Origin of the sequence: Citrobacter sp. T1.2D-1, assembly GCF_950098555.1 — a bacterium.
Taxonomy (GTDB): domain Bacteria; phylum Pseudomonadota; class Gammaproteobacteria; order Enterobacterales; family Enterobacteriaceae; genus Citrobacter_A; species Citrobacter_A telavivensis.
The window spans coordinates 17,023-41,323 of sequence record NZ_CATNHH010000017.1 but is presented as its reverse complement, the minus strand read 5'-3'; the positions used below and the strand labels follow the sequence as shown (position 1 = coordinate 41,323).

At 50.1% G+C, this 24,301-nt stretch carries 21 protein-coding genes and 6 pseudogenes; 15 read left to right on the top strand and 12 right to left on the bottom strand.

Annotated elements, in window-relative coordinates; genetic code table 11:
- Nucleotides 1-136 (top strand): annotated as a pseudogene (locus QQZ17_RS15090) (IS630 family transposase); the annotation flags it as partial.
- 526 nt (nt 137-662) lie between these two features.
- Here the strand turns inward: QQZ17_RS15090 and QQZ17_RS15085 are convergent.
- The 3 genes and pseudogenes from QQZ17_RS15085 to QQZ17_RS26470 all read right to left on the bottom strand — a co-directional run.
- A complete protein-coding gene (locus tag QQZ17_RS15085) occupies nt 663-1,544 on the bottom strand; it encodes a PocR ligand-binding domain-containing protein (RefSeq protein ID WP_011787829.1) in 882 nt (293 codons plus the stop codon).
- Between the two features lie 427 nt (nt 1,545-1,971).
- On the bottom strand, nt 1,972-2,799 hold the full coding sequence (locus QQZ17_RS15080; protein WP_192466106.1) for a universal stress protein: 828 nt from the start codon (nt 2,797-2,799) through the stop codon (nt 1,972-1,974).
- A gap of 18 nt (nt 2,800-2,817) precedes the next feature.
- A pseudogene (locus QQZ17_RS26470) lies at nt 2,818-2,895 on the bottom strand (STAS domain-containing protein); the annotation flags it as partial.
- 14 nt (nt 2,896-2,909) lie between these two features.
- Here QQZ17_RS26470 and QQZ17_RS15075 point away from each other — a divergent pair.
- Together QQZ17_RS15075 and QQZ17_RS26465 are read left to right on the top strand one after the other, a co-directional pair.
- Nucleotides 2,910-4,447: pseudogene (locus QQZ17_RS15075) on the top strand (ISL3 family transposase).
- A gap of 60 nt (nt 4,448-4,507) precedes the next feature.
- Nucleotides 4,508-4,732: a helix-turn-helix domain-containing protein gene (locus QQZ17_RS26465; protein ID WP_281492800.1), complete on the top strand. Its 225-nt coding sequence runs from the start codon at nt 4,508-4,510 to the stop codon at nt 4,730-4,732.
- 34 nt (nt 4,733-4,766) lie between these two features.
- Here QQZ17_RS26465 and QQZ17_RS15070 read toward each other — a convergent pair whose 3' ends face one another.
- Nucleotides 4,767-5,165: a PACE efflux transporter gene (locus tag QQZ17_RS15070; protein WP_225622121.1), complete on the bottom strand. Its 399-nt coding sequence runs from the start codon at nt 5,163-5,165 to the stop codon at nt 4,767-4,769.
- 116 nt (nt 5,166-5,281) lie between these two features.
- A complete protein-coding gene (locus QQZ17_RS15065; RefSeq protein ID WP_064760475.1) occupies nt 5,282-6,001 on the bottom strand; it encodes a GntR family transcriptional regulator in 720 nt (239 codons plus the stop codon).
- 168 nt (nt 6,002-6,169) lie between these two features.
- Between QQZ17_RS15065 and QQZ17_RS15060 the strand changes: the two genes are divergently transcribed.
- From QQZ17_RS15060 to QQZ17_RS15040, 5 genes and pseudogenes are all read left to right on the top strand, one after another.
- Nucleotides 6,170-7,498, top strand: coding sequence for a 6-phospho-alpha-glucosidase (locus tag QQZ17_RS15060; RefSeq protein ID WP_206098739.1), 1,329 nt, complete (start codon nt 6,170-6,172; stop codon nt 7,496-7,498).
- 51 nt (nt 7,499-7,549) lie between these two features.
- Complete coding sequence (locus tag QQZ17_RS15055; RefSeq protein WP_192466105.1) at nt 7,550-9,106, top strand: alpha-glucoside-specific PTS transporter subunit IIBC; 1,557 nt, start codon at nt 7,550-7,552, stop codon at nt 9,104-9,106.
- Nucleotides 9,107-9,404: 298 nt separating this feature from the next.
- Nucleotides 9,405-9,805 (top strand): annotated as a pseudogene (locus tag QQZ17_RS15050) (IS1 family transposase); the annotation flags it as partial.
- A complete protein-coding gene (locus QQZ17_RS15045) occupies nt 9,780-10,112 on the top strand; it encodes a transposase (RefSeq protein ID WP_192466124.1) in 333 nt (110 codons plus the stop codon). The pseudogene QQZ17_RS15050 and the gene QQZ17_RS15045, both read left to right, overlap by 26 nt.
- A 194-nt stretch (nt 10,113-10,306) precedes the next feature.
- Nucleotides 10,307-10,918: pseudogene (locus QQZ17_RS15040) on the top strand (IS3 family transposase); the annotation flags it as partial.
- Nucleotides 10,919-10,963: 45 nt separating this feature from the next.
- On the opposite strand, the gene QQZ17_RS15035 reads toward QQZ17_RS15040, so the two are convergent.
- From QQZ17_RS15035 to QQZ17_RS15025, 3 genes and pseudogenes are all read right to left on the bottom strand, one after another.
- The gene (locus QQZ17_RS15035) at nt 10,964-11,215 is read right to left on the bottom strand and encodes a site-specific DNA-methyltransferase (protein ID WP_192466125.1); all 252 of its coding nucleotides are present in this window, start codon (nt 11,213-11,215) and stop codon (nt 10,964-10,966) included.
- Nucleotides 11,216-11,350: 135 nt separating this feature from the next.
- Complete coding sequence (locus QQZ17_RS15030; RefSeq protein WP_192466126.1) at nt 11,351-11,632, bottom strand: helix-turn-helix domain-containing protein; 282 nt, start codon at nt 11,630-11,632, stop codon at nt 11,351-11,353.
- A pseudogene (locus QQZ17_RS15025) lies at nt 11,613-11,942 on the bottom strand (type II toxin-antitoxin system RelE/ParE family toxin). Before QQZ17_RS15025 ends, QQZ17_RS15030 begins: the two are co-directional and overlap by 20 nt.
- Nucleotides 11,943-12,526: 584 nt before the next feature.
- On the opposite strand from QQZ17_RS15025, the gene QQZ17_RS15020 reads away from it, so the two are divergent.
- The 3 genes from QQZ17_RS15020 (at nt 12,527) to QQZ17_RS15010 (ending at nt 14,702) form a co-directional block, all read left to right on the top strand.
- The gene (locus QQZ17_RS15020) at nt 12,527-13,519 is read left to right on the top strand and encodes an aldo/keto reductase (protein ID WP_225622146.1); all 993 of its coding nucleotides are present in this window, start codon (nt 12,527-12,529) and stop codon (nt 13,517-13,519) included.
- Complete coding sequence (locus tag QQZ17_RS15015; RefSeq protein ID WP_192466107.1) at nt 13,516-14,328, top strand: SDR family NAD(P)-dependent oxidoreductase; 813 nt, start codon at nt 13,516-13,518, stop codon at nt 14,326-14,328. The genes QQZ17_RS15020 and QQZ17_RS15015 overlap by 4 nt, the downstream gene beginning before the upstream one ends.
- A 119-nt stretch (nt 14,329-14,447) precedes the next feature.
- Nucleotides 14,448-14,702: a hypothetical protein gene (locus QQZ17_RS15010; protein WP_284554140.1), complete on the top strand. Its 255-nt coding sequence runs from the start codon at nt 14,448-14,450 to the stop codon at nt 14,700-14,702.
- Between the two features lie 150 nt (nt 14,703-14,852).
- On the opposite strand, the gene arsH is transcribed toward QQZ17_RS15010, so the two are convergent.
- Nucleotides 14,853-15,557, bottom strand: a complete 705-nt coding sequence (gene arsH, locus QQZ17_RS15005) for an arsenical resistance protein ArsH (RefSeq protein WP_096995098.1) — start codon at nt 15,555-15,557, stop codon at nt 14,853-14,855.
- An 87-nt stretch (nt 15,558-15,644) separates the two neighbouring features.
- Between arsH and QQZ17_RS15000 the strand changes: the two genes are divergently transcribed.
- Genes QQZ17_RS15000 through arsC form a run of 3 tightly spaced genes read left to right on the top strand, consistent with a single transcriptional unit; the run spans nt 15,645 to nt 17,738 of the window.
- The gene (locus tag QQZ17_RS15000) at nt 15,645-15,965 is read left to right on the top strand and encodes a metalloregulator ArsR/SmtB family transcription factor (protein ID WP_096995100.1); all 321 of its coding nucleotides are present in this window, start codon (nt 15,645-15,647) and stop codon (nt 15,963-15,965) included.
- 45 nt (nt 15,966-16,010) lie between these two features.
- Nucleotides 16,011-17,300, top strand: coding sequence for an arsenic transporter (locus tag QQZ17_RS14995; protein ID WP_096995102.1), 1,290 nt, complete (start codon nt 16,011-16,013; stop codon nt 17,298-17,300).
- 12 nt (nt 17,301-17,312) lie between these two features.
- Nucleotides 17,313-17,738: a glutaredoxin-dependent arsenate reductase gene (arsC, locus tag QQZ17_RS14990; protein ID WP_096995105.1), complete on the top strand. Its 426-nt coding sequence runs from the start codon at nt 17,313-17,315 to the stop codon at nt 17,736-17,738.
- Between the two features lie 59 nt (nt 17,739-17,797).
- On the opposite strand, the gene QQZ17_RS14985 is transcribed toward arsC, so the two are convergent.
- The 3 genes from QQZ17_RS14985 to QQZ17_RS14975 form a co-directional block, all read right to left on the bottom strand.
- Nucleotides 17,798-18,625 (bottom strand): universal stress protein, encoded by an 828-nt coding sequence (locus QQZ17_RS14985; protein WP_096995108.1) that lies wholly within the window; start codon nt 18,623-18,625, stop codon nt 17,798-17,800.
- Nucleotides 18,626-18,643: 18 nt separating this feature from the next.
- Nucleotides 18,644-20,122: a SulP family inorganic anion transporter gene (locus QQZ17_RS14980; protein ID WP_096995110.1), complete on the bottom strand. Its 1,479-nt coding sequence runs from the start codon at nt 20,120-20,122 to the stop codon at nt 18,644-18,646.
- Between the two features lie 387 nt (nt 20,123-20,509).
- Nucleotides 20,510-21,094, bottom strand: a complete 585-nt coding sequence (locus tag QQZ17_RS14975) for a recombinase family protein (RefSeq protein WP_096995113.1) — start codon at nt 21,092-21,094, stop codon at nt 20,510-20,512.
- Between the two features lie 159 nt (nt 21,095-21,253).
- On the opposite strand from QQZ17_RS14975, the gene QQZ17_RS14970 reads away from it, so the two are divergent.
- Entirely contained in the window at nt 21,254-24,238 is a 2,985-nt protein-coding gene (locus QQZ17_RS14970) for a Tn3 family transposase (protein WP_192468019.1), read from the top strand.
- Nucleotides 24,239-24,301: the final 63 nt, after the last annotated feature.

Below are 24,301 nucleotides of genomic sequence, written 5' to 3'. Positions count from 1 at the left end.
GTGGCAGGCGCTTCATGAGACAATAACCCGAAATCACCAGTGCCGTTCAATGTGGCAACTGTTGAAAAAGGTTCATCACTTTATGGATACCGTCAGCCCATTCCCCGGTGGAAAACACGGGCTGGCTAAAGTGTAGCGGTATTAGGATCAGTTATTTAGGACAAGCCACGATACTTGCTACAGATTAATCATTTCTTCTGATAGTGGATGATCAACACAGGAACCCGATAAATTGAAACTGACAGAGCCGAAACGGGACATCAAAAACAAACCGCCCCCGGTTGACAGGAATGCCCCGTCCGGCTGGTTTCGATAGTAACATCTTCCATCTGGGGATGTTAAGTAATGGAACAGGCAGTAGGTGGGCAGATTCGCAAGCGCAAGCATGGTCGTACTGTCTATTCAGTATCAGCATGTTTCTGAGTCTTTTTCTGGTTCTGAAGTATCGTTTCATCGGAGTTAAGAATGTTATGGATGAGTTCCTCACATCCCTGTTGCTTTTGAACTTCCAAAAGTAACTGAACGGAAATGCGGTGTACTGGGAGTGAAGTACTTAGGGTAGGTGGAGGGGCTGAGCTGATATTCGGTGAATCATATCCTCAGGAGACATAATTAACATGTTGGAAGATCTCAAAAGTGAATGGACAGATTAAGCGAGATATTTACATGGAAAAGCCTGAAGAATGATTTCGGAATTCTGATGGAGACCTATTGAACGTTTTCTTAAAGAGACGGGAAAAATAATGGACATCATTATAACCGACACTTCGTGCTATTTTTTCAATGCTCCAGTTTGTTTGTTCAAGGAGACAATGAGCTTCCGTCATTCTTTTATTTATTAAATAAGCAGTGAAGCCTGTGCCTGTCAACTCCTTAAACGTTCTGGAAAAATAAAACATACTCAGGTTGGCTTTGCTGGCCATTTGTTCAAGATTGAGATTGTCAGAGAAATTCTGATTTATGTGATTGAGTATCATTTCCATTGTTGCCTGATGTCGACCCAATGTCTCCAGTTTCTGATTTTTAACAGGACTGACATTTTTTACTATACGTAAATTATATTCCTTACTAAGGTAGTTCTCTATAATAAGGTTCAGGAGCTGTGCAGCAGACTTTATTTTCATCAGGCTCAGTTCAGGCACCTCATGATATAGTTCGATAAGTTTTGATTCTGTTGGTAAGTTTTTATCGTTTTCCACTATTTTTGGTAATGGTAAGTTTTCTGCAACACGTGCTTGTCCACAAGAAACAAACCCTGTCAGATTACCGTTAATGAAAATAGGAATGGAAAAATCTACGAGTCCTGCGTGACAGCGATAACATTGAATCTGTTTTGCTTTCGTACTTTCAAAACCACCACAGCGATCGCATTGTTGGCAATAGGGATGGTAAGCTGCGATTTGCCTGACCTGCTGGCAGAAAGAAGTAAAATTATACCATGGGGATATCTCTTTGCCATTCAGATCTACGGCAACAGAACCCAGACCTGTGGCATTGGCAAAATCATATACAATATTGTCAAGTATATCGTGGGCGTTTCTCATTTTTTTACCTGGCAATAAAAGTTGTAATCCGTTAGTTATTCTTGGTTTTTCACAAAGATAAATCCATTACATTCGTGACTATATCATATGAAAATTATACTCTTTTTAAAATCGTTGTAAATTGTGCTACATCACATTTTCTTGCCTGAGCTTTAAAGTATTAATTTCTTGATCTGAGTCATTTTCATTGAATGACCATCATTTGGTTGGATTGATTTAAAGGGGATTATTCTGTAATGGTAATCCAGTATCCAGGAAACGGATATGATTTATAGGGGTCCACTTGGAAAACGGAAAATATCCCACGTTAAGCCTGTTTTTTAAGCAGGCTTATGCCGTTGCACTCATGCCGATTCAGAGTGATCCATGTGATAGACGGCTAATCCACTTCATGAAGTAGGGCGAGCGTACCCGCCCCTTTTCATTGCTAACGGAGGATCAGAAGCGGTTGTTGCGTCTTTTGCAGCATTTCGGAGGTATGACTACCGATAAAGAACTGCCGCAACCTGGAATGACCGTAGGCCCCCATCACTATCAGATCGACAGCATTTTCCCCGGCGTAACGAATAAGCGCGTCCCCGACTGATTGCCCGGTAAGATGTGTTGTGCTGTTTTCTATACCCGCGTCACGTAAAATTTGCTGTGCGGTCAGCAGCTCTTCCTTCTTACCGTTTACCATGACAAGGTGGCACTCCAGCCCCCTGAGTAAGGGACTCATCGTCAGACGTTCCAGATTGCTCCGACTTTCTTCACCGCCATCATAAGCAATCATAGCTCTGGAAGGTGCTGAGTAGTTCTCCGGAACAACCAGCAGGGGTTTCTTTTGCAGACGAATAACACTTTCCAGATGAGAGCCTACCGGATGCTGGCTACCCCGACGCCCCAGCACCATAAGACGAAGGTCGCTCAGCTCTGCCAGAACTTCATCCGGTGTACCGTGTTTTTGCATTAAAAGCACATCCTGGTTTCCCTGTTTTTGAAGCAGTTCAGCACAACTTTCCAGTATTGCTTTCCCCTGGGCCATCAGCAGGCGATTACGTTGCCCTTCGATTTCTACCAGCTCATCGGTCAGCAATTGCTGACTGTCTATACCGAGAGTGCCGGTCAGGTCTGACACTACCGGGGTGCTGTCTTTTTCGATAACGTGCAACAGTGCGAGCTGTGATTGCAAAGTGCGGGCTGCCCACGCCGCATATTCACACACTGACCGCGTTGAAAGTGAACCGTCCACACAGGCTGTAACAGTATTATTCATAGTTTTCCCTCCGGTCTGTTAATGACCGCCCATCAGTTTTTCGACTTCTTCAGGTTTATCGTGAACACCAAACCGGTCAACGATGGTGCGGGTGGCAAACCTGCCGACAAATTACTGGTGCTGATGGAATAACCCTCCATCTCCGCGCCACGCGCAAAACGGCATCATGTCCTGAGTGCCTCGCGCGCAGTAATTCTGTTCATAGTTGCCGGCGGCGACGAATACAGCATCTTCCATGCTCAGGCCAGGCTCTTTGGTTAGTCTTCGTCATCCGGCACTGGTACTGCCGTAACCCATCCTGTTCACGTAAAATTTTTGCTGAATCGCTTGCTCCCTTTGCAGGTCCGCAGCAGCAGTCTTCTGCATTGCTGAAAAATCTGCAGCATCAGCTGGGGCTTATCGCAGGTGGTGAAGCAGGGAGACGAGCTGAAGTAGCTTCAGGAATACAGATTAGCGCGGATACTTTACTACGCAGAGTGGTTCAGGCTCCGGAACAAACAGAAAACCGGACTAGGCATGTCGGTATTGACGAGTGGGCATGGCATCGGGGCCACAGGTACGGCACACTGATCGTAAATCTTGATACCCATCGCCCCCTGGTGCTGCTGCCAGGCCGGGAGCAACGTACTCTGGCTGCATGGTTCAAAAAATACCCGGAGATACAGGTCGTCTCACGCGATCGCGGGGGGATCTATGCGTTAGCTGCCCGCGATGGTGCTCCGCAGGCAATACAGGTGGCCGATCGCTGGCATCTGCTGAAGAATATTGGTGATGCGCTGGAGCGCATGATGTACAGACACATGCCATTGATACGACTGGTGGCCACCGAGTTATCCCCCAAAGAACAGAACGCTGAAGCGTCTCTGGTGCCAACTTCAACGTTACGACGCCCTGAACGTATTAAACGAGAACGGCGTGACAAACGCTATCAGCGCTGGGCTGAGGTAGACTCTCTTTATAAAAAGGGTTGTGGGATAAGAGAAATATCACGTATCACCGGGCTGTCCCGGGTGACGGTTCGTCGGTGGATACAGTCAAAAGCGTTCCCTGAAATATCAACTAAGCCACCCAGACCCGGGCTACTTGATCCATGGCAGGAGTGGCTGGAAGAACAACGGATAAACGGTAACCATAATGCCGGGCAGCTATGGCGGGAGATGGTAAATGTTGGCTTCACCGGGAGTGAAATGACGGTCAGAGATGCTGTGGCTAAGTGGCGTAAGCCGGTTAACAGTCCCGTTATCGCTCCAGTCCGACTCCCCTCAGCATCCAGGGTAAGCCGCTGGAATGATCAGGGGGGAAGAAAACTATGCATCCCGCTTCATCGAATCAATGTGCCAGAAAGAACCGCAACTGAAAATGGCGCAACAGCTGTCGCTCGACATTCTATCGAATGTTGAAAACGAAGAATAAATCGCAGTTAAATCAATGGTTCTCTGACGTCAGTCAAAGTGGGCTCATTGACCTTCAGCGTGTTGCGGCCGGTATGGAAGCGGATGCAACAGCAATACACGAAGCGATAAGCAGCAGATGGAGTAATGGCGTTGTGGAAGGCCATGTAAACCGCCTAAAAATGCTGAAACGGCAGATGTACGGTCGAGCTGGCTTCGAGTTACTGCGACGACGGGTCATGAGCCCTCTGGCTTAAACAACTCCACCCAAGTTGCGGAAGACCCAGTTTTGCACCGTTGGTAACACCGATCATCTGGTGATTGAAGCGGAGCACTTAGATCTTCCTCGTCAGGGAGATTATAAACAAAGCTTACGTAAAATCCGTGAAGAGTCTGAGCGAGACGCGCTGATCGCCGTCCTTGAAGAAAATAAGGGACAAGTATCGGCCGCGGCCAAAGAGCTCGGTGTGTCACGTGCGACCATGTATCGGCTATTGAACAAACACAACTTGATCCCCTCGCCGCGTACCTTCCGTCAGTAAATCTTTGTACCCGTGATATTAAGGGCTGGCAGACTCAGTCCTTCTGGGATTGCGCATTTGGGATCGGAAACAGATAATCGTACAGCCAGTTATAAACGAACGCATACACCAGATAAAATAGGACTAGCCCGATATCCATACTGAGTGCTTGCCAAAAGCTCATCGACAGCCACCACATAATAAACGGGATGGTCGCAACCAGCAGCCCGGCTTCAAAGATCACCGCATGCAGCAGACGCAGCGGTAAGGTTTTGAGCACTGAGCCCCGCCAAGCCAACATCGCTTTATCAAAGCCAATGTTGTAGACATAATTCCAAAGGGTGGCAAGCACAGAAAAAATCGCGCCCATGATCCCAAGATGGCCGATGCATGCTCCAAGGATCCAATTGAGCCCCAAGACCACCAAGATTAAGCCCGTTAGTTCAAAACCGATAGCGTGGCGTCATCTATCTGCTTTTGTTCGCATCAGATATCCCGTCGAAATAAGGTAACCCGGTCAGACTACACCTCATACTCAACAACGCAACCGAGACGTCTCGAGGAAACAGATCATTGTGGTGTTTGGCGGTGAGCGATGAATTCAAAGCTGTACTGATATAAGCGGAAGTAGTTCACTGTATATTCAAACGGTGTCCCATCGACAAGCTCACTGACTGATTCGACCCTTAATATGGGCGAATTTTCACGGGTGTTGAGGAGCGCGGCGAGTGAGGTGGAGGTGCTATCTGGCCAGACACATTGGCGACTTTTCGCGATCTGCATCCCCTTATGTCGCTCGATATAATCGTATTTCGATGTTTGCATCACTTCGATACTGAGATCGGTAAACATAGCCACCGGCAGGTAGGTGCACTCAAGGATTTCTGGCTCGCCATCAATCAAACGAAGACGTTGGATTTCATAAATCAACGTCCCTTCCTCCACGTTTAATTTACTGGCAATGGTGTGGCTGCAAGGTGACGTTTCAAATGCGATCACCTTTGAGCTTGGCGTTTTGCCTTGTGCTGAGACTTCTTCGATAAATCCCATCAGTTGAAAGGCGTTGTGCTGTGCTTTAGGGGCTTTTACGTAACTGCCACTACCTCTGACGCGGTAGAGCAGATCGTTATCAACCAACACCTTCATCGCCTTACGTATCGTGACTCGGCTGACGTCATAGGTGGCTTGTAGCTCGGCCTCAGTTGGCATCATCGCGCCTGGTGTCAGGGTTCCATCTTTAATCTGCTCAGTGAGTAAATCGGCTATTTGCATGTAGCGAGGTTTCAACATGTCGGCTCCTTTTGGCTGCAAGCCCCATCATAACAAACTGTGATCGATAATACATTTAAAGTACATAAATAGATTCCCATTGTGTTTTCGATCAATAAATGAGCCTTTGTGTATATTTAAAGTATCACCTATGTAATACATTAAAGATACATATTAAGAGGAGACACGATGATGAAACCACAAAAGCTCACTATCGTCGGGGGTGGAAGCACCTATACACTGGGGATGATCAATAGCTTGATTGCTGAAAAAGAGGCATTTCCGCTCAGCAAAATCACCTTCTATGATATTGATGAACAAAGACAAGCCTCGAATGCCAAAGCGACGGAGATCTTGCTGCGCGAGGCTTATCCTGAGGTCGAAGAGTTTGTTTATACCACGGATAAAGAAACGGCATTCTCAGATGCAGATTTCTTCTTTATTCAGATCCGCACTGGTGGCCTTGCCATGCGGGAGCTTGATGAGCAGATCCCATTGTTTTACGGTTGTGTGGGACAAGAAACGTGCGGCGCGGGTGGCATGGCGTATGGGCTACGCTCGATAGGTGACATGATTACTCTCGTGAATGACATTCGTCACTTCGCCCCGGATGCCTGGATTTTAAACTATACAAACCCAGCAGCCATTGTGGCTGAAGCCTTGCAGCGCGAATTTCCTCATGACAACCGCATTCTAAACATCTGCGATATGCCTGCCGCCATTATGGTGAGTTATGCACAATTACTCGGTTGCGAGATCTGGGATTTGGTGCCGGAATACTTTGGACTGAACCACTTTGGGTGGTTTACCAAGGTACGAAACCGAGAAGGGGTCGACCTTACCGCTGAGCTTAAACGCATCATTTTGGAAGAGGGGATCAGTGCTGTTGACCCAGAAATTGCTGATGACCCTTCATGGCAGGCAACGTTTAAAAACATGCAGACCATGCTGAAAGACAATCCTGAGTACTTACCCAATACTTATCTGCAGTACTACTTGTATCCGGAAAAAATGGTAGAAAAAGAAGATATTGCTAACACGCGTGCGCGCCAAGTAATCAATGGACGAGAAAAGCGAGTGTTTAGCCTGAATGAACGCATCATTGCCGCGGGCACTACCGCTAATGAACATCTTCATGCAGACATCCATGGGCGCTATATGGTGCGTGTAGCGGCCTCCTTGGCCTATAACCGTGGCGAGACGTATCTGGTTATCGTACCGAATGATGGCGCGATCCCAAATATTCAGAATGATGCCATGGTGGAAGTGCCGGCCGCGTTAACCAATGACGGCCCGAAACGCTTTGCGGTCGGAACCATCCCTACGTTCCAAAAAGCACTGATCGAAGGCCAACTCGGCTACGAAAAGCTGGTCGTGGATGCATGGTTTAGCGGGGATCGACAAACACTGGTCAATGCGCTCACGCTCAACCGAACCGTTGTGGATGTGCCAAAAGCGCAACAAATCGTCGATGAGCTTTTACGTGTTAACGGCGACTATCTACCTCAATTTCATTAATAATATGATGCCCCAGAGACCATCTGGGGCCAAAATCTGGGAGGGATCATCATGAAAGATATAATCCAGCGCTTTGGTGCAGCAATGTTTGTCCCTGTGCTCCTCTTTCCTGCAGCCGGTATGTTATTAGGCTTATCGGTGATGCTACTCAACCAAGATCTCTTTCCTTGGGCAGTGGAAGGTAGTGCATGGGTAAAAGTGTCAACTATCCTTCTCCAAGCCTCGTTGGCGGTGTTTAAAAATATGGCCTTGGTGTTTGCGGTAGGGTTACCGATAGCACTAGCAAAATCTGCATCCGGGCGCGCAGTGCTTGCAACACTGGTGTCATACATCACCTTTAATTATGTGATTGGTGGCATTTTACAGTTCTGGGGACCTGAGCTTGGGGTGAACTATGTGGAGGGTGAGCGTGGGCTTACTGATGTGGGCGGTATACTTACTTTGGATACTAACCTATTGGGTGCCATCGTAATTGCTAGCCTCTCCGTTTGGGTTCACAACCGTTTCTTCGACAAAAAACTGCCAAACTGGGCGGCAGTGTTTGGTGGCACACCTTTGGTGGTTATTGTGAGTTTTCCGATCATAGTACTCATGGCGATCATCACCTGTTTTACTTGGCCAAGTATTCAGCACGGCATTAATAATCTACAAACCTTTTTAGTCGGTGCGGGTTCATTCGGGGTGTGGATGTTCACTTTCCTTGAGCGGATTATGATCCCAACGGGGCTGCATCACTTTGTCTATGGCCCCGTATTCTATGGACCTGTAGCGGTGGATGGCGGCACAGTGGCTCATTGGATTCAAAATATCCAAAACTTTGCCAGCAATCCTGCCCCCTTAACCGAGCAATTCCCACAAGGTGGCTTGATGTTGACTGGGATGGGGAAAGTCTTTGGTTGTACGGGTATTGCTATGGCGCTTTACGCAACCGCGAAGCCAGAAAACAAGAAAATGGTGCTCGGCTTGGTGCTTGGTGCGGCATTGACGGCCATTCTTACTGGGATCACCGAGCCTATTGAGTTTACCTTCCTGTTTATCGCACCGGCATTATTTGCGCTCCACGCGGTATTGGCGGCAACCATGGCAACCATTGCCTATTGGTTTGGTGTCTCAGGTAACTTCCAGACTGGGCTTATCGACTTTATTTTTCAAAATTGGCTACCGCTAGGCGGCTTGCATGGCGACACATATATTGTGCAAGTGCTCATCGGCCTGAGTTTCACCGCTATCTACTTTGTGGTGTTCCGCGCGCTGATTTTGAAATTTGATATCCCCACGCCCGGCCGGGGCAGCGCAGAGGCGAAGCTTTATACCAAAGCCGACTATAAGGGGGCACAACAAAACGATTCATCGAGCGGTGTGATTGATGGCGGGCAAGCGAGTGCGTTTATTGAAGGACTGGGTGGCAAAGACAACATAGCATTGCTCACCAATTGTGCCACGCGGTTACGTATCAAGGTACATGAGCCAGAAAAAGTAGCGGAAACGCAATATTTTCAAGAGCATGGTGCAGTAAACATGGTACGTAATGGTGATAGCTTTCAAATTATTGTCGGCTTAACCGTACCGCAGGTTCGCGAAGAAATGACGCAATTGATACGGGCATAGGTTTTGCGCCTCAAGACAAGAAATTAAGAGCGGTACTTGGTACTGCTCTTATGCATTGAGGCTAATATAAGCCAGGAGTTAATAGTACTTAGGTACTATTGATTGAAGTGTTATTAGTGGTAATGTTCGTTGGTTACGAAAAGTCGTGTGAGTCTGAGTAAGTTGTTGCCCAATTTAAGGCGATACTCAGTGTGACCATCGAATAATAATTGAGAGCGTGTAATGTCTGAAATTGAAGAAGAGGGTAATGCTACCAATTTACTGATTTAGTGTATGATGATGGTTTTGAGGTGCTCCAGTGGCTTCCATTTCCATCAGTTGTCCCTCCTGTTCAGCTACTGAAGGCGTGGTGCGTAACGGTAAAAGCACTGCCGGACATCAGCGCTATCTCTGCTCTCACTGTCGTAAAACATGGCAGCTACAGTTCACTTACACCGCCTCTCAGCCCGGTACACGCCAGAAAATTATTGATATGGCCATGAATGGCGTCGGATGCAGGGCTACCGCCCGCATTATGGGCGTTGGCCTCAACACGATTTTACGACACTTAAAAAACTCAGGCCGCAGTCGGTAACCTCGCGCATACAACCGGGTAGTGACGTTATTGTCTGCGCTGAAATGGACGAACAGTGGGGCTACGTGGGCGCTAAATCACGCCAGCGCTGGTTGTTTTATGCGTATGACAGGATACGGAAGACGTGTCAGCGATGCAGGAGCTTTCCTCGGATTAACGCCCAAAAAGTATCAATCCGGCGAAGTTGACAGAAATGGGGGAATATCAAAGCAGGGAAACAGAATGACACGCACGCTTATCTACGAAGCAGCAGCATGCTTGTTAACGCGTTATGGTACAGATACAAGTATGGCTATATGGGCAAATGAACTCCGACGCAGGATGGGCTACAAGAAGGTTATTGTTGCACTGGCTCGAAAACTGACGACATTGATGTTGAGTATGTGGAAATCAGAGACTTTTTATCATGAACGCCTTAAAACGGTAAGTTGACGGTCTAAAAATCATAATCAAATCAGACGGATTTCGTCATCCGCTTCAATTCCGGGACACGCTTTGCAGGGTAAAAACCTTGCGGGAATCACATAGGAATGAGGACGACGTCTTGCAACATGTAGTAGCATCAACAGATGACTACGAAGACGACAAAGACCCCATCTGATCCTGATATTGACTGATTAGACGATAAGCGTGTACACCGGATTTACTGCCTGCTGAAACTGAATTTACGTCGTAAGGGTAAACAACGCCTGCCGGTGCGCAACCCGGTCCCACTGGCGACGCCGCAAGCGTTAAACCAGAGCTGGTCCATCGATTTTATGCACGATGCGCTGGTCTGCGGCAGACGCTTCCGGACCTTCAACGTGGTGGATGATTTTAACCGTGAGGCGCTGGCGATAGAAATCGACCTGAATATCCCGGCTCAGCGTGTCGTTCGGGTACTGGACAGGATAGTGGCAAACCGCGGATATCCGCTGAAAATGCGGATGGACAATGGACCAGAATTAGTCTCACTGGCTCTGGCGCAGTGGGCCGAAGAGCATAGTGTGATACTGGAATTTATCAAACCTGGTAAGCCGACGCAGGATGCCTTTATCGAACGGTTTAACCGGACGTACCGGACAGAAATACTGGATTTTTACCTGTTCAGAACCCTGAACGAAGTACGGGAAATCACAGAGCGCTGGCTGACGGAATACAACAGCGAGCGGCCTCATGAATCTCTGAATAACCTGACGCCGGAAGAGTACAGCCTGTTGGCCGAAAACGCGGAAATCTCAAAAAGTGAGTGGAACTAAAACAGGTGTGCTTACAGCATTACTCAAAATCCATGTGATCTATTTCTAATCCAATTCCTCCATTATCATATTCTCGTTTCCCCCAGTATGGGGGGAAGTCATGATGAAATCGATAGAGTCAGGAGGAAGCTGTGCCAGAGCTTCAAGAGAATCACCACACATCAAAAGTGGAGTACATCCCGATGTTTGCTCGTACATAGCTAAAGACTCAGAGAATGAATCATTCAAATAATTTATTTTTTTCATAACCATCTGATTATAATGGTTTTCTAATTCACTTTGTAAGTTCTGTTTCATCTAGCTATACCGTAACTTATTCAAAAAATAGATTTATATATAAAGAATACCATTATTCGCCTCAGATTGGTCTGCCTCTCAGAGGGGTCTGAAGCCCAACCGAAACAAAATGGCCAGCCCCGGAGGGCTGGTCATTTAGTACAGGGCAATGACAGGTTTCTTGATGCCGCAGGCGTGAGCGTAGCGGGTCAGTGTGTCGATGCTGGCTTTGGTGATGTTGTTTTCAAGGCGGGAAATAACCGGAGGTGTAACCCCCATGCGTTCAGCAACCTGCGCTTTTGTCAGGTTGTCATGCTTGCGCCATTCCGCAAGTAGCTCTCTGAGCTTCTCCTTGCGTTCTTCTTTCTGCCATGCAGCGCGATATTCGTCGTCCTGCATCCATTCGTTATGCAGTTCTTTATGACTTACCAGTTTCATTAAGTACCTCCGCTAACCGCTTTTTGGCGAGATCTATTTCTTTCGCTGGCGTTTTTTGTCACTTCTTGATGAAAACCCGGAGCATGATGATGGTATTGCCTTTGTGGTATACCCATATTCCCCTGGCTATGTCCGTCCCCATCGTGCGGATCTCAAAAAGTCCATCGCCCAGGGGCTTTGTGTCCGGTTCCCGCAGTAATCGGGCGTCATACTCCAGTTTGCCGATGAGACGGTCAAACTTCACCCTGATTTTTACGGGTAATACTGTGGCTTCTTCCCTAGCTTCCGGGTGATAAACAACGCTAAACATGTGACCTCCCCTTTCTATTAACATTAACCTATAGGCTAATATCAGGCAAGGTAAAATTAACCTTTAAGCTAATATTGTTGGCTGTTATCGTGGCTACCCGGTCACTGCCCTGTTAGCGTGAGTTTTCGTTCCACTGAGGAACGGGGATTGATGCGCGTCAGCGCATGTAAGGCGGCAGGATGAAATGACAGCTAGGGGAGAATAGGGAAAACGGAAAAAATCTGGCGCTAAGCTAAATTAGGCTGGTTTGACCCGCGTGCGTAGCAAGCTACCGTCCGCGATTTCCTCGAACCGGCTCGCCTTCTCAATGCAGCCTTGCACTGTGCCGTCATGGCACGAGCCGCCTTGCTTTTTGACGTCGCGGAAGTCGGCACCGGAGCGGTGCACACTGGTGGACATGCCGCGCAGCAGGCTGTAGCTTGATAGCTTCGGCACGTAGTCAATGCCGCCCAGCAGAGCGTTGTTAATTATGATTGTTATGTAAGATAACGCTTTTGCATACCGTTGGTTCTTTGTTGCATACTTGCAACAAAGCCGATTGAGTCAGGTAGATTACTTGATGAAGCAACATTTAGGAGGAAGCTATGCAAGTTAGTATGCGTAAGCTGGGGTCACAGGGGCTGGAAGTTTCGGCGCTTGGTCTTGGTTGCATGGGGATGTCGGAATTTTATAGCGGTCGCGATGAGGGCGAGGCGATCGCGACGATCCACCGGGCGCTCGAGCTTGGTGTCACATTCCTTGATACCGCCGACATGTACGGTCCCTTTACCAACGAGGCCTTGGTCGGTAAGGCAATCGCTGATCGCCGCCATGGGGTCGTGCTGGCAACTAAGTTCGCCAACGTCCGAAGCGAGAATGGTGAATATCTTGGCATTCGTGGCGATGCGGAATATGTGCGCCAAGCTTGTGATGCGTCGTTGAAGCGCCTTGGGGTTGACTACATCGACCTTTATTACCAGCACCGGGTGGACCCGAACACGCCGATCGAGGAAACAGTAGGTGCCATGGCCGATCTTGTTAAGGCAGGTAAGGTCCGTTACCTTGGTTTGTCGGAAGCCGCGCCAGAAACCATTCGCCGCGCTCATGCGGTTCACCCGATCTCGGCCCTGCAGACCGAATATTCGCTCTGGAGCCGCGATCCGGAAGACGAGATACTGCCGACCGTGCGCGAACTCGGCATCGGGTATGTGGCTTATAGCCCGCTGGGACGCGGCTTTCTCACAGGTCAGATCCGCAGCATTGAGGATCTCGCCGAGGACGACTATCGGCGGCACGCGCCCCGCTTCCAGGGTGAAAGCTTCCAGAAAAACCTTGACTTAGTCGCGGAAATCGAGACGATGGCGCGTGAGAAAGGCTGCACGCCAGCCCAGCTAGCGCTGGCATGGCTGCTTGCGCAGGGTAAGGACGTTGTTCCGATTCCAGGGACCAAGAAACGGGCGAGACTTGAGGAGAACGTAGAGGCGCTTGAGGTGTGTATCACGGCTGAGGATCGCAGCCGAATCGACCGCATCTTGCCGCCTGGTGCCGTCGTCGGAGAGCGCTATGCTGCACCTCAGATGCAGGCGCTGAACCGATGAGTGGCAAGAAACTCAAGGGCAAGGTTGCCATCGTCACCGGCGGTGGTCGCGGGCTCGGTCGGGCGATGGTGCTGGGACTCGTGGCGGCCGGAGCGCGGGTTGTCATGACCGCATCGCGTGAGGCGGCCGAAGTCGAGGGCGTGGCTAGCGAAGTCGGGAACGACCGGCTAATTCCGGTACTTGCCGATGTCACGCGTGAAGAAGATTGTGCCCGCGTCGTGGCAATGGCACAGCATCACTTCGGTCGACTTGATATCCTCGTCAATAACGCCGGTCGCGGTATGAAGTATGTCAGCGAGCAATTCCTGACCGATCCAACCCGTTTCTGGGAAACCGACCCGGACATCTGGCGCCTTGTCATCGACACCAACGTCAATGGCCCCTTTCTGATGGCACGGGCAGCGGTCCCAGTGATGATCAAGGCAGGTCGCGGGCGCATCATCAATATCACAATGAATCACGCCACCATGCGACGCCGCGGCTTCTCACCATACGGCCCGTCCAAGGCGGCGCTAGAATCCGAAACCATCATCTGGGCTCAGGATCTGGACGGTACGGGGATTACAGTTAACGCTCTGCTTCCAGGCGGCGCAACGGCGACAGGCATGATTCCAGAAGGTTTCCCGCACGAGGCGCGATCCAGTTTGCTCGCCCCCTCAGTCATTGTTCAACCGCTTCTCTGGCTTGCCTCCGAGGCGTCAGATGGCCTGACGGGAAGGCGGCTCGATGCTTCCAAATGGAAGGCAGAACTGCCGGAGATCGAGGCAGCCAAGGCGGCTTTAGATGACGCCGGCTGGTCCATCGTTTGAGGAACGGAGATATTGCTCGCACAGGAGGGGCATCTAGTGTCACAAGAGCCAACCTGCTTCCAAGATGGAAGAGGACACTGATTTCCGTAGAGATCATGACTGGACTTCTATGATGAGCCATGGCTGTTCCGGCACTGAAGGACGAGCCAGAGACCGCTGCGATGAAGGAGCGCGAGCGGTTCGCGCAGATTCTGATTCTGTTCGGACGACATGGCCTGAAGGGATTGTCTGCCAAGCTTGGTCTCGGAACCGACCAAGAAGAGCCGCTTAATAACACGCGACCGGAGGCAGTCGTCGCGTTGTTACGCGACATTGGGGTCCGCTTGGAAAACGGAAAATATCCTACGCTTAGCTTGTTTCTTAATCTGGCATGACGGGCAACTTTGAGCGACGCAGACATTATACTACCTTCCCTGGCAGTATTGATCTGGTAATGATGCCCCTAACTTAGATCATTCGAACTGAAGAAATATTTGGGAAAAACAGATATATTAGCCCGCTAATGAATCGGGCATGCCTGACCGTCAGATTTTTGCCTGATTGACCCGTGCAGAGAGCTCCTGATGACTTTCTTTCCTTTCGCTGTAGCGGTCGGACAGGTAGGCTGTGTGCCCTTTCAGGAGTAACGTCATTTTGAACAACTCTTCGGTAACGTCGACAATCCTGTCATACCAGGGGGAGGGTTTCATGCGCCCTTCATCATCAAATTCCTGCCATGCCTTTGGCACTGACGACTGATTGGGAATGGTGAACATCCGCATCCAGCGGCTAAGTATCCGCATCTGGTTCACCGTATTAAACGACTGCGAGCCGCCGCAAACCTGCATCACGGCCAGCGTTTTGCCCTGGGACGGACGGACAGCACCTTCACTCAGGGGTATCCAGTCAATCTGGGCCTTCATCACCGAGCTCATGGCGCCATGTCTTTCCGGAGAACTCCAGACCATTCCGTCACACCACCTGACCAGCTCGCGGAGTTCAAGCACTTTGGGGTGACTTTCGGGGGCATCATCGGGTAACGGCAGACCGGATGGGTTAAAGATTTTCACCTCAGCGCCCATCTTTGCCAGCAACCGCCCGGCCTCTTCCGCTGCAAAACGACTGTAGGATCGCTCTCGTACTGAACCGTACAGGATGAGAATACGCGGCATGGTTTCGTTGTTGCCCGTAAGTTTGCTGGCAAGCGCATCATCAAAATAAGCCGGTTCGATTGCTGGTAAGTCGGTCATAAAAAATCCCCATTTTCATAAGCTATGCTTTAAAAGTTATCACATATGAAATACCATATGTATTGTTATTTTTTTACGAGGTTAAGTATGCTACAGCCTGTTCAGCTTTTTAAACTGCTCGCCGACGAAACCCGTTCGACCATTGTGTTGCTCCTCAGGGAGTCCGGTGAGATGTGCGTCTGTGACATCTGTGGGGCAACCGCAGAATCTCAGCCAAAAATATCACGACATATGGCGCTGTTACGTGAAGCAGAACTGGTCATTGACCGCCGCGAAGGAAAATGGGTGCATTACCGACTGTCGCCACACATGCCTGCATGGGCTGCGGGTATTATTGATACAGCCTGGAACTGTGAACGAGAAAACCTACGCAACAAGCTTAATCGCGTTGCATCGGCCTCCTGCTGATGACGATATATACATTCGAATAAACAAATGTGAATGGAGTTTCTGATGTTACTGGCTGGTGCTATCTTTTTATTCACGCTCGTCCTGGTTATCTGGCAACCCAGAGGGCTGGGGATTGGCTGGAGTGCCTCACTGGGCGCAGGTCTGGCATTGCTGACTGGCGTCGTTCATCTGGGGGATATTCCGGTGGTCTGGCAGATAGTGTGGAATGCGACCGCCACCTTTATTGCCGTGATCATGATCAGTCTTCTGCTCGATGAATCCGGCTTCTTTGAATGGGCCGCGCTGCACGTTGCCCGTTGGGGGAATGGCCGGGGGCGGCTGCTCTTCACCTGGATCGTCCTGCTTGGCGCGATGGTCGCGGCACTGTTTGCCAACGACGGTGCGGCATTGATCCTGACACCTATCGTTATCGCGATGCTGCTGGCGCTGGGATTCAGCCGGGGGGCAACCTTAGCGTTTATCATGGCCGCAGGGTTTATCGCTGACACGGCAAGCCTGCCACTGATTGTCTCAAACCTGGTGAATATCGTCTCGGCGGATTTCTTTAAGCTTGGTTTCTCCGAATATGCCGCCGTGATGGTCCCGGTTAACCTGGCCGCGATTGCGGCTACGCTGGTGATGCTGCATCTGTTTTTCCGTAAAGACATTCCCGCCGTTTACGACGTTTCTCTGTTGAAAGAACCGAAAGACGCTATACGTGATGTGAATACCTTTAAAACCGGCTGGCTGGTTCTGGTGTTGCTTCTGGTGGGATTCTTCGGACTGGAGCCGCTGGGCGTACCGGTCAGTCTGGTCGCAGCCGCTGGTGCACTGCTTCTGTTTGCTGTTGCGAAAAAAGGGCATGCCATTAACACCGGTAAGGTGCTGCGTGGTGCGCCCTGGCAAATCGTTATCTTCTCGCTGGGGATGTACCTGGTGGTCTACGGCTTACAAAATGCCGGTCTGACCCACTATCTCTCTTCCTTGCTGAATCAGCTGGCAGAACAGGGATTATGGGCGGCAACGCTGGGTACGGGCTTCCTGACGGCCTTCCTGTCATCGGTGATGAATAATATGCCGACCGTGCTGGTCGGGGCGCTGTCGATTGATGGCAGCACAGCAACCGGTGTTATCAAAGAAGCGATGATTTACGCCAACGTCATCGGCAGCGACCTGGGGCCAAAAATTACCCCTATCGGCAGTCTGGCAACGTTACTGTGGCTGCACGTTCTGTCGCAGAAAAACATCAAAATTACCTGGGGATATTACTTCCGGGTGGGCATTGTCATGACAATCCCCGTGCTGTTTGTCACGCTGGCAGCACTGGCGCTTCGTCTGTCTTTCACTTTGTAATGAGATACTGATATGAGCAACATTACCATTTACCACAACCCGGCCTGCGGCACGTCACGCAATACCCTTGAAATGATCCGTAACAGCGGTACAGAGCCGACCGTTATTCATTATCTTGAGACCCCACCATCACGAGATGAACTGGTAAAACTCATTGCGAATATGGGGATCATGGTACGAGATCTGCTGCGTAAGAATGTCGAACCTTTTGAAGCGTTAGGGCTGGCGGAAGACCGCTTTACTGACGAGCAGTTAATCGATTTTATGTTGCAGCACCCTGTTCTGATCAATCGTCCCATCGTGGTGACGCCACTGGGTACCCGGCTATGCCGCCCTTCTGAAGTCGTGCTGGATATTCTTCCCGATGCACAGAAAAGCGCGTTCACGAAAGAGGACGGTGAGAAGGTGGTTGATGAAAAAGGAAACCGGCTGAATTAAACGTGTTCTGGTGACGAAGGGCGAGAGAACTCGCCCTTTTTTATTTAAAAAAATCAGAGCTAACGGAGGATCAGTAGCGGTTGCTGCGTCTTTTGCAGCATTTCGGAGGTATGACTACCGATAAAGAACTGCCGCAACCTTGAATGACCGTAGGCCCCCATCACTATCAGATCGACAGCATTTTCCCCGGCGTAACGAATAAGTGCATCCCCGACTGATTGCCCGGTAAGATGTGTTGTGCTGTTTTCTATACCCGCGTCACGTAAAATTTGCTGTGTGGTCAGCAGCTCTTCCTTCTTACCGTTTACCATGACAAGGTGGCACTCCAGCCCCCTGAGTAAGGGACTCAACGTCAGACGTTCCAGGTTTCTCCTGCTTTCTTCACTGCCATCAAAAGCAAACATGGCTCTGGAAGGCGCAGAGTAGTTCTCCGGAACAACCAGCAGGGGCTTTTTTTGTAGACGAATAACGCTTTCCAGATGAGAGCCTACCGGATGCTGGCTGCCCCGACGCCCCAGCACCATAAGACGAAGGTCGCTCAGCTCTGCCAGAACTTCATCCGGTGTACCGTGTTTTTGCATTAAAAGCACATCCTGGTTTCCCTGTTTTTGAAGCAGTTCAGCACAACTTTCCAGTATTGCTTTCCCCTGGGCCATCAGCAGGCGATTACGTTGCCCTTCGATTTCTACCAGCTCATCGGTCAGCAATTGCTGACTGTCTATACCGAGAGTGCCGGTCAGGTCTGACACTACCGGGGTGCTGTCTTTTTCGATAACGTGCAACAGTGCGAGCTGTGATTGCAAAGTGCGGGCTGCCCACGCCGCATATTCACACACTGACCGCGTTGAAAGTGAACCGTCCACACAGGCTGTAACAGTATTATTCATAGTTTTCCCTCCGGTCTGTTAATGACCGCCCATCAGTTTTTCGACTTCTTCAGGCTTATCGTGAACACCAAACCGGTCAACGATGGTGCGGGTGGCTTCATTCATCCCACGTATCTCAACCCCGGTGCCCTCTCTGCGGAACTTAATGACCACCTTATCCAGGGCGCTGACGGACGTGATGTCCCAGAAATGGGCGTGTGAAACATCTATCGTCACATTCTCAATCGCCTCACGGAAATCAAATTGGCTGGTAAAGCGGTCTGCTGATGCAAAGAATATCTGGCCGGTGACGGTATACGTCCGGCTCGTCCCTTCCAGAACTGAGGTTACACGCATGAACCGGGATACTTTCGTAGCAAAGTTGAGCGAAGCAATCAACACTCCGGTCAGCACGCCGAAGGCCAGATTATGTGTTGCCACCACAACCGCGACGGTGGCAAGCATGACCACGCTGGTTGAGAGGGGGTGTGTACGCAGGTTTGTAATGGAGCGCCAGGAGAATGTCCCGATGGAAACCATGATCATCACCGCGACAAGCGCTGCCATTGGGATTTGGGATACCCAGTCGCGCAGGAACACAATCAGGCAAAGCAGCACCACGCCCGCCGTGAGGGTTGAAAGCCTTCCACGGCCACCGGATTTTACGTTGATAACGGATTGCCCAATCATCGCGCAGCCTGCCATTCCTCCGATGAAGGATGTGCAGATGTTCGCGATACCCTGAGCTTTGCACTCCCGGTTTTTGTCGCCTGACGTGTCGGTCATGTCATCCACGATAGTGGCAGTCATCATCGACTCAAGCAGGCCAACCACCGCAAGCCCCGCAGAATATGGCAGTATGATGAGCAGCGTCTGAAGATTTAAAGGCACGTCAGGAAGCAGGAAGACCGGCAGGCTGTCGGGAAGTTTCCCCATATCGCCGACGGTTCGCACATCCAGATGCAGCCACATGGCAATGCCGGTCAGCACCACGATGCACACAAGCGGTGAAGGAATGGTTTTGTTGATATAAGGGAAGAGATAGATGATCCCCAGCCCTGCCGCAGTCATGGCATAAACATGCCAGGTCACGTTGGTCAGCTCAGGCAACTGGGCCATAAAAATCAGTATTGCCAGTGCATTAACAAATCCCGTGACCACTGAGCGTGAAACAAAACGCATCAACCCGCCGAGCTTCAGATATCCGGCTATCAGCTGGAATACCCCGGTCAGTATGGAGGCGGCCAGTAAATACTGTAAGCCATGATCTTTAACCAGCGTCACCATCAGCAGCGCCATTGCACCGGTGGAGGACGAAATCATCGCCGGACGTCCGCCAAAGAAGGCCATAACGAGAGGAATACAGAACGCCGAGTAGAGGCCCACCTGGGGATCGACACCGGCGATAATGGAAAAGGCGATCGCTTCTGGAATGAGTGCGAGCGCGACAACAATACCGGCCAGAACGTCACCACGGACGTTACCCAGCCAGTCCTTACGCGTCGAGGACAGCAACATAGTAATTTCTCAGTTTTTAGATACAGTCAGCCCCTGAGGGCAGCATTTTTATGTACGGTAAAACACATCCGCAGACGGGATGTTATTGAGTGCGTTCTGAGGTTCGCTCAGTACGACAGAGGAAGGAAAAACTCAGGGTGGCGTAATACGCATAACGATTGTCAGATTCTCCAAAGCGAGAGTGCATGTATTGCCGGGTCTGTTGCCCGGGATAAATAAGAGGCATAGGGTCTGAGCCAGGACCAAACCAAAGCCGCTCAATACTATAAACAAATTACAGGCAGGGTCAAATCTGGGGTTCAGTACATAAGTCCTCCCCAACAAGTGATACACATATTTTGCTTTGAAATGCCTGGCACATAGCTGGCCGTCAAGCTGGAGCTACATTCATGATGATTGCTGTCCTGCTTTTACCCGGAGTATGGTTTGCCGGGTAGTATTAAATTCCCGGGCAATGGCGCTGATGCTGATCCCAGCATTAATACGAGCGATCACTGTAAGTTGCTGTTCTTCATTCAGTGCAGAAGGTCGACCAAACCGCTTCCCAGCTGCTTTCGCTCTCGCAATACCTGAATGTGTACGCTCAAGAAGCAAATCCCGTTCAAACTCTGCCACCGCTGAAATCACCTGCATCGTCATTCTCCCGGCAGCGCTGGTCAAATCAACACCTCCGAGCGCCAGGCAGTGAACACGAATATCTGACGAAGCCAGTTGCTCAACAGTTTTTCTTATATCCATGGCATTACGCCCAAGACGGTCCAGCTTTGTGACTATCAGCACATCACCATTTTCCATGCGATCAAGCAGCCGGATAAATCCGGGACGTTCGCTGGCAGCAACCGAACCACTTATATGTTCCTCAATCAGTCGCTGGGGTCTGATGGCAAAACCCGCCGATTCAATTTCCCTTCGCTGATTCTCGGTGGTTTGCTCAAGAGTCGAAACCCGGCAGTAAGCAAAAACTCGTGACATAGGAAACTTTCCGTACGAAATAGATGTCCGAATTATAGCACCTGTACGAAATGAATTTCACTTACTTTCGGACAGATATATTAGAAGGTGTACGAAACCGACCGGTTTCGGTCATAGCCAATCCATAACATATGGAAACTATACGCGAGGGAAGTATTTATGCCACGGCGACAAATTCTCAGCAGTGAAGAGCAGGAGCGCTTGCTGGTTATTCCAGATGATGAAATGATTCTGACTCGGATGTGCTTTTTAAATGAACAGGATGTTGCGCTCATTAATAAGCACCGACGGCCAGCTAATCGCCTGGGCTTTACTGTATTACTCTGTTATCTGCGTGGACCTGGATTTATTCCGGACAAAAGCAGTGTCCCTCACAATGGCATTGTATCCAGGGTTGCTTCCCGACTGAAACTTCAGCCTGATTTATGGCAGGAATATGCATCGAGAGAGCAAACCCGCTGGGAACATCTGACCGAACTTTATCGCTACCTGAAATTATCCCCGTTTAGTCGGTCACTGCAAAAAGACTGTATCCGGCATCTGCACCCCTACGCCATGAGAACTGACAAAGGGTTTATGCTGGCGGAGGAAATGCTCAGCTGGTTACATAACAATAATGTTATTTTCCCTTCTGTTGATGTGATTGAACGGACGCTTGCCGAAGTCGTCACGCTCGCTGACCGATCCGTATTTTCGGCACTTACCGCGCAACTGGAACAGCAGCATAAATCAGCACTCGACAGCCTGCTCATATCAGAGGATGAACAGCCTTCCCGTCTGGCATGGCTACTTCAGCCTCCGGGTAAAATCAACGGTAAAAACGTGCTGCAACACATCGACCGGCTTAATTCCATCGCCGCGCTGGGATTGCCTGATGGAATTGCGCTTTCCGTTCACCAGAACAGATTGCTTAAACTGGCGCGTGAGGGCAGGAAAATGAGCAGCAGAGACTTGGCAAAATTCACCGATGTCAGACGTTACGCGACGCTGGTTTGTATAATAACAGAGGCCAGGGCCACCCTGACTGACGAAGTCATTGATCTGCACGAGCGTATCCTGGGTACTCTGTTCAGCCGGGCAAAACGCACGCAGGCCGAACGACTCCAGCAAACGGGAAAGCTTATTCAGACCAAGCTGAAGCAGTACGTTACCGTCGGGCAGGCGTTACTTAACGCCAGAGAATCTGGCGAAGATCCCTGGACTGCAATAGAAGACGTCCTTCCCTGGCAGGAATTCATCAACAGCGTGGAGGAAACGCGGTTTCTGTCCCGTAAGGGCAATTTCGACCCACTTCACCTGATCACCGAAAAATACAGCACGCTGCGTAAATACGCCCCGCGTATGCTGTCAGCATTGCAGTTCATGGCGACACCTGCTGCGCAGGCGCTCAGCGATGCGCTGGACACCATAACGGAAATGTATCGTAAACAACTTCGTAAAGTTCCACCCGCAGCGCCCACAGGATTTATCCCTGAAAGCTGGCGAAAACTGGTGCTCACGCCTTCAGGGATCGACCGCAAGTACTACGAGTTTTGCGTGCTGAATGAACTCAAGGGGGCGTTACGTTCCGGTGATATCTGGGTAAAAGGATCGCGCCGCTACAGAAATTTTGATGATTATCTCATCCCAACTGCTGAGTTTGAGAAATCCCGACATAATGACCAGTTACAGTTAGCCGTTCAGACCGATTGCCAGGCATACCTTCAGGCCCGTATGACTCTTCTTGCATCGCGGCTGGAAGAAGTTAACGCGATGGCGCTTGCCGGTGATTTGCCCGATGTTGATATCTCAGATAAAGGCGTAAAAATCACTCCGCTGGAGAACAGCGTTCCTTCAGGTGTTTCGCCCTTTGCGGATTTGGTCTATGGCATGCTCCCCCATCCGAAAATTACGGAGATACTGGAAGAAGTTGACAGCTGGACGGGATTTACGCGTCACTTCGCGCACCTCAAAAATAATAACGTCAGACCAAAAGACGGAAGGCTGTTGCTGACCACCATTCTGGCTGACGGCATCAATCTTGGGCTGACAAAAATGGCTGAATCCTGCCCTGGGGCCACAAGATCGTCACTCGAAGGTATTCAGGCATGGTACATCAGAGATGAAACTTATTCAGCGGCACTGGCCGAGCTGGTCAACGCTCAGAAAGCGCGACCTCTGGCCGCATTCTGGGGCGACGGGACAACATCGTCGTCAGACGGGCAGAACTTTCGGGTAGGCAGTCACGGACGTTATGCGGGTCAGGTCAATCTTAAATATGGTCAGGAGCCGGGCGTGCAGATTTATACGCATATCTCAGACCAATACAGCCCGTTCTACGCCAAAGTGATCAGCCGTGTGCGCGACTCAACCCACGTGCTTGATGGCCTGCTGTACCATGAAAGCGATCTGGAAATTACCGAGCATTACACCGATACCGCAGGCTTCACTGAACATGTTTTCGCCCTGATGTACCTGCTGGGATTCGCTTTTGCGCCAAGGATCCGTGATCTTCATGACAAGCGGCTGTTTATTCATGGAAAGGCCGAGCGCTATCCGGGGCTTCAGTCCGTCATATCAACAAACAGCCTGAATTTCAAAGACATTGAGGCTCACTGGGATGAGGTATTACGCCTGGCAACCTCGATTAAACAGGGGACAGTCACCGCATCGCTGATGATGAAGAAGTTAGCCAGTTACCCAAAACAGAATGGGCTTGCCAAAGCGCTGAGAGAGATTGGCCGCATCGAGCGTACTCTGTTTATGCTGGACTGGTTCCGTGATCCCGGTCTGCGCCAACGCGTACAGGCGGGGTTGAATAAGGGCGAGGCCCGTAATGCCCTTGCGCGAGCGGTCTTTATGCATCGTTTGGGTGAAATCAGGGATCGCGGGCTGGAGAATCAGAGTTACCGCGCCAGCGGGCTGACGTTACTGACAGCGGCGATCACGTTGTGGAACACGGTATATATAGAAAGAGCCATTGAGTCACTGAAACGAAAAGGCATCCCGATTAATGAGCAACTGGTATCTCATCTTTCTCCCCTGGGCTGGGAACATATCAATCTGAGTGGAGATTACGTCTGGCGTAATAATCTTAAGCTGGGGTCCGGGAAATATCGGCCATTACGCACAGTCGATACCGAATTGTACAAAAAGCAGTCTTAGCGTGGGATAATTTCCGTTTTCCAAGCGGACCCCTATATAACATGTTCGGGGGATTGAAAATTA

Bases quoted from the DNA above. Each gene is read 5' to 3' on its own strand.
- QQZ17_RS15085 (WP_011787829.1), bottom strand. From the start codon at position 1,544: ATGAGAAACGCCCACGATATACTTGACAATATTGTATATGATTTTGCC.
- QQZ17_RS15080 (WP_192466106.1), bottom strand. From the start codon at position 2,799: ATGAATAATACTGTTACAGCCTGTGTGGACGGTTCACTTTCAACGCGG.
- QQZ17_RS15065 (WP_064760475.1), bottom strand. From the start codon at position 6,001: ATGTTGAAACCTCGCTACATGCAAATAGCCGATTTACTCACTGAGCAG.
- QQZ17_RS15060 (WP_206098739.1), top strand. From the start codon at position 6,170: ATGATGAAACCACAAAAGCTCACTATCGTCGGGGGTGGAAGCACCTAT.
- QQZ17_RS15055 (WP_192466105.1), top strand. From the start codon at position 7,550: ATGAAAGATATAATCCAGCGCTTTGGTGCAGCAATGTTTGTCCCTGTG.
- QQZ17_RS15045 (WP_192466124.1), top strand. From the start codon at position 9,780: ATGCGTATGACAGGATACGGAAGACGTGTCAGCGATGCAGGAGCTTTC.
- QQZ17_RS15035 (WP_192466125.1), bottom strand. From the start codon at position 11,215: ATGAAACAGAACTTACAAAGTGAATTAGAAAACCATTATAATCAGATG.
- QQZ17_RS15030 (WP_192466126.1), bottom strand. From the start codon at position 11,632: ATGAAACTGGTAAGTCATAAAGAACTGCATAACGAATGGATGCAGGAC.
- QQZ17_RS15020 (WP_225622146.1), top strand. From the start codon at position 12,527: ATGCAAGTTAGTATGCGTAAGCTGGGGTCACAGGGGCTGGAAGTTTCG.
- QQZ17_RS15015 (WP_192466107.1), top strand. From the start codon at position 13,516: ATGAGTGGCAAGAAACTCAAGGGCAAGGTTGCCATCGTCACCGGCGGT.
- QQZ17_RS15010 (WP_284554140.1), top strand. From the start codon at position 14,448: ATGGCTGTTCCGGCACTGAAGGACGAGCCAGAGACCGCTGCGATGAAG.
- arsH (WP_096995098.1), bottom strand. From the start codon at position 15,557: ATGACCGACTTACCAGCAATCGAACCGGCTTATTTTGATGATGCGCTT.
- QQZ17_RS15000 (WP_096995100.1), top strand. From the start codon at position 15,645: ATGCTACAGCCTGTTCAGCTTTTTAAACTGCTCGCCGACGAAACCCGT.
- QQZ17_RS14995 (WP_096995102.1), top strand. From the start codon at position 16,011: ATGTTACTGGCTGGTGCTATCTTTTTATTCACGCTCGTCCTGGTTATC.
- arsC (WP_096995105.1), top strand. From the start codon at position 17,313: ATGAGCAACATTACCATTTACCACAACCCGGCCTGCGGCACGTCACGC.
- QQZ17_RS14985 (WP_096995108.1), bottom strand. From the start codon at position 18,625: ATGAATAATACTGTTACAGCCTGTGTGGACGGTTCACTTTCAACGCGG.
- QQZ17_RS14980 (WP_096995110.1), bottom strand. From the start codon at position 20,122: ATGTTGCTGTCCTCGACGCGTAAGGACTGGCTGGGTAACGTCCGTGGT.
- QQZ17_RS14975 (WP_096995113.1), bottom strand. From the start codon at position 21,094: ATGTCACGAGTTTTTGCTTACTGCCGGGTTTCGACTCTTGAGCAAACC.
- QQZ17_RS14970 (WP_192468019.1), top strand. From the start codon at position 21,254: ATGCCACGGCGACAAATTCTCAGCAGTGAAGAGCAGGAGCGCTTGCTG.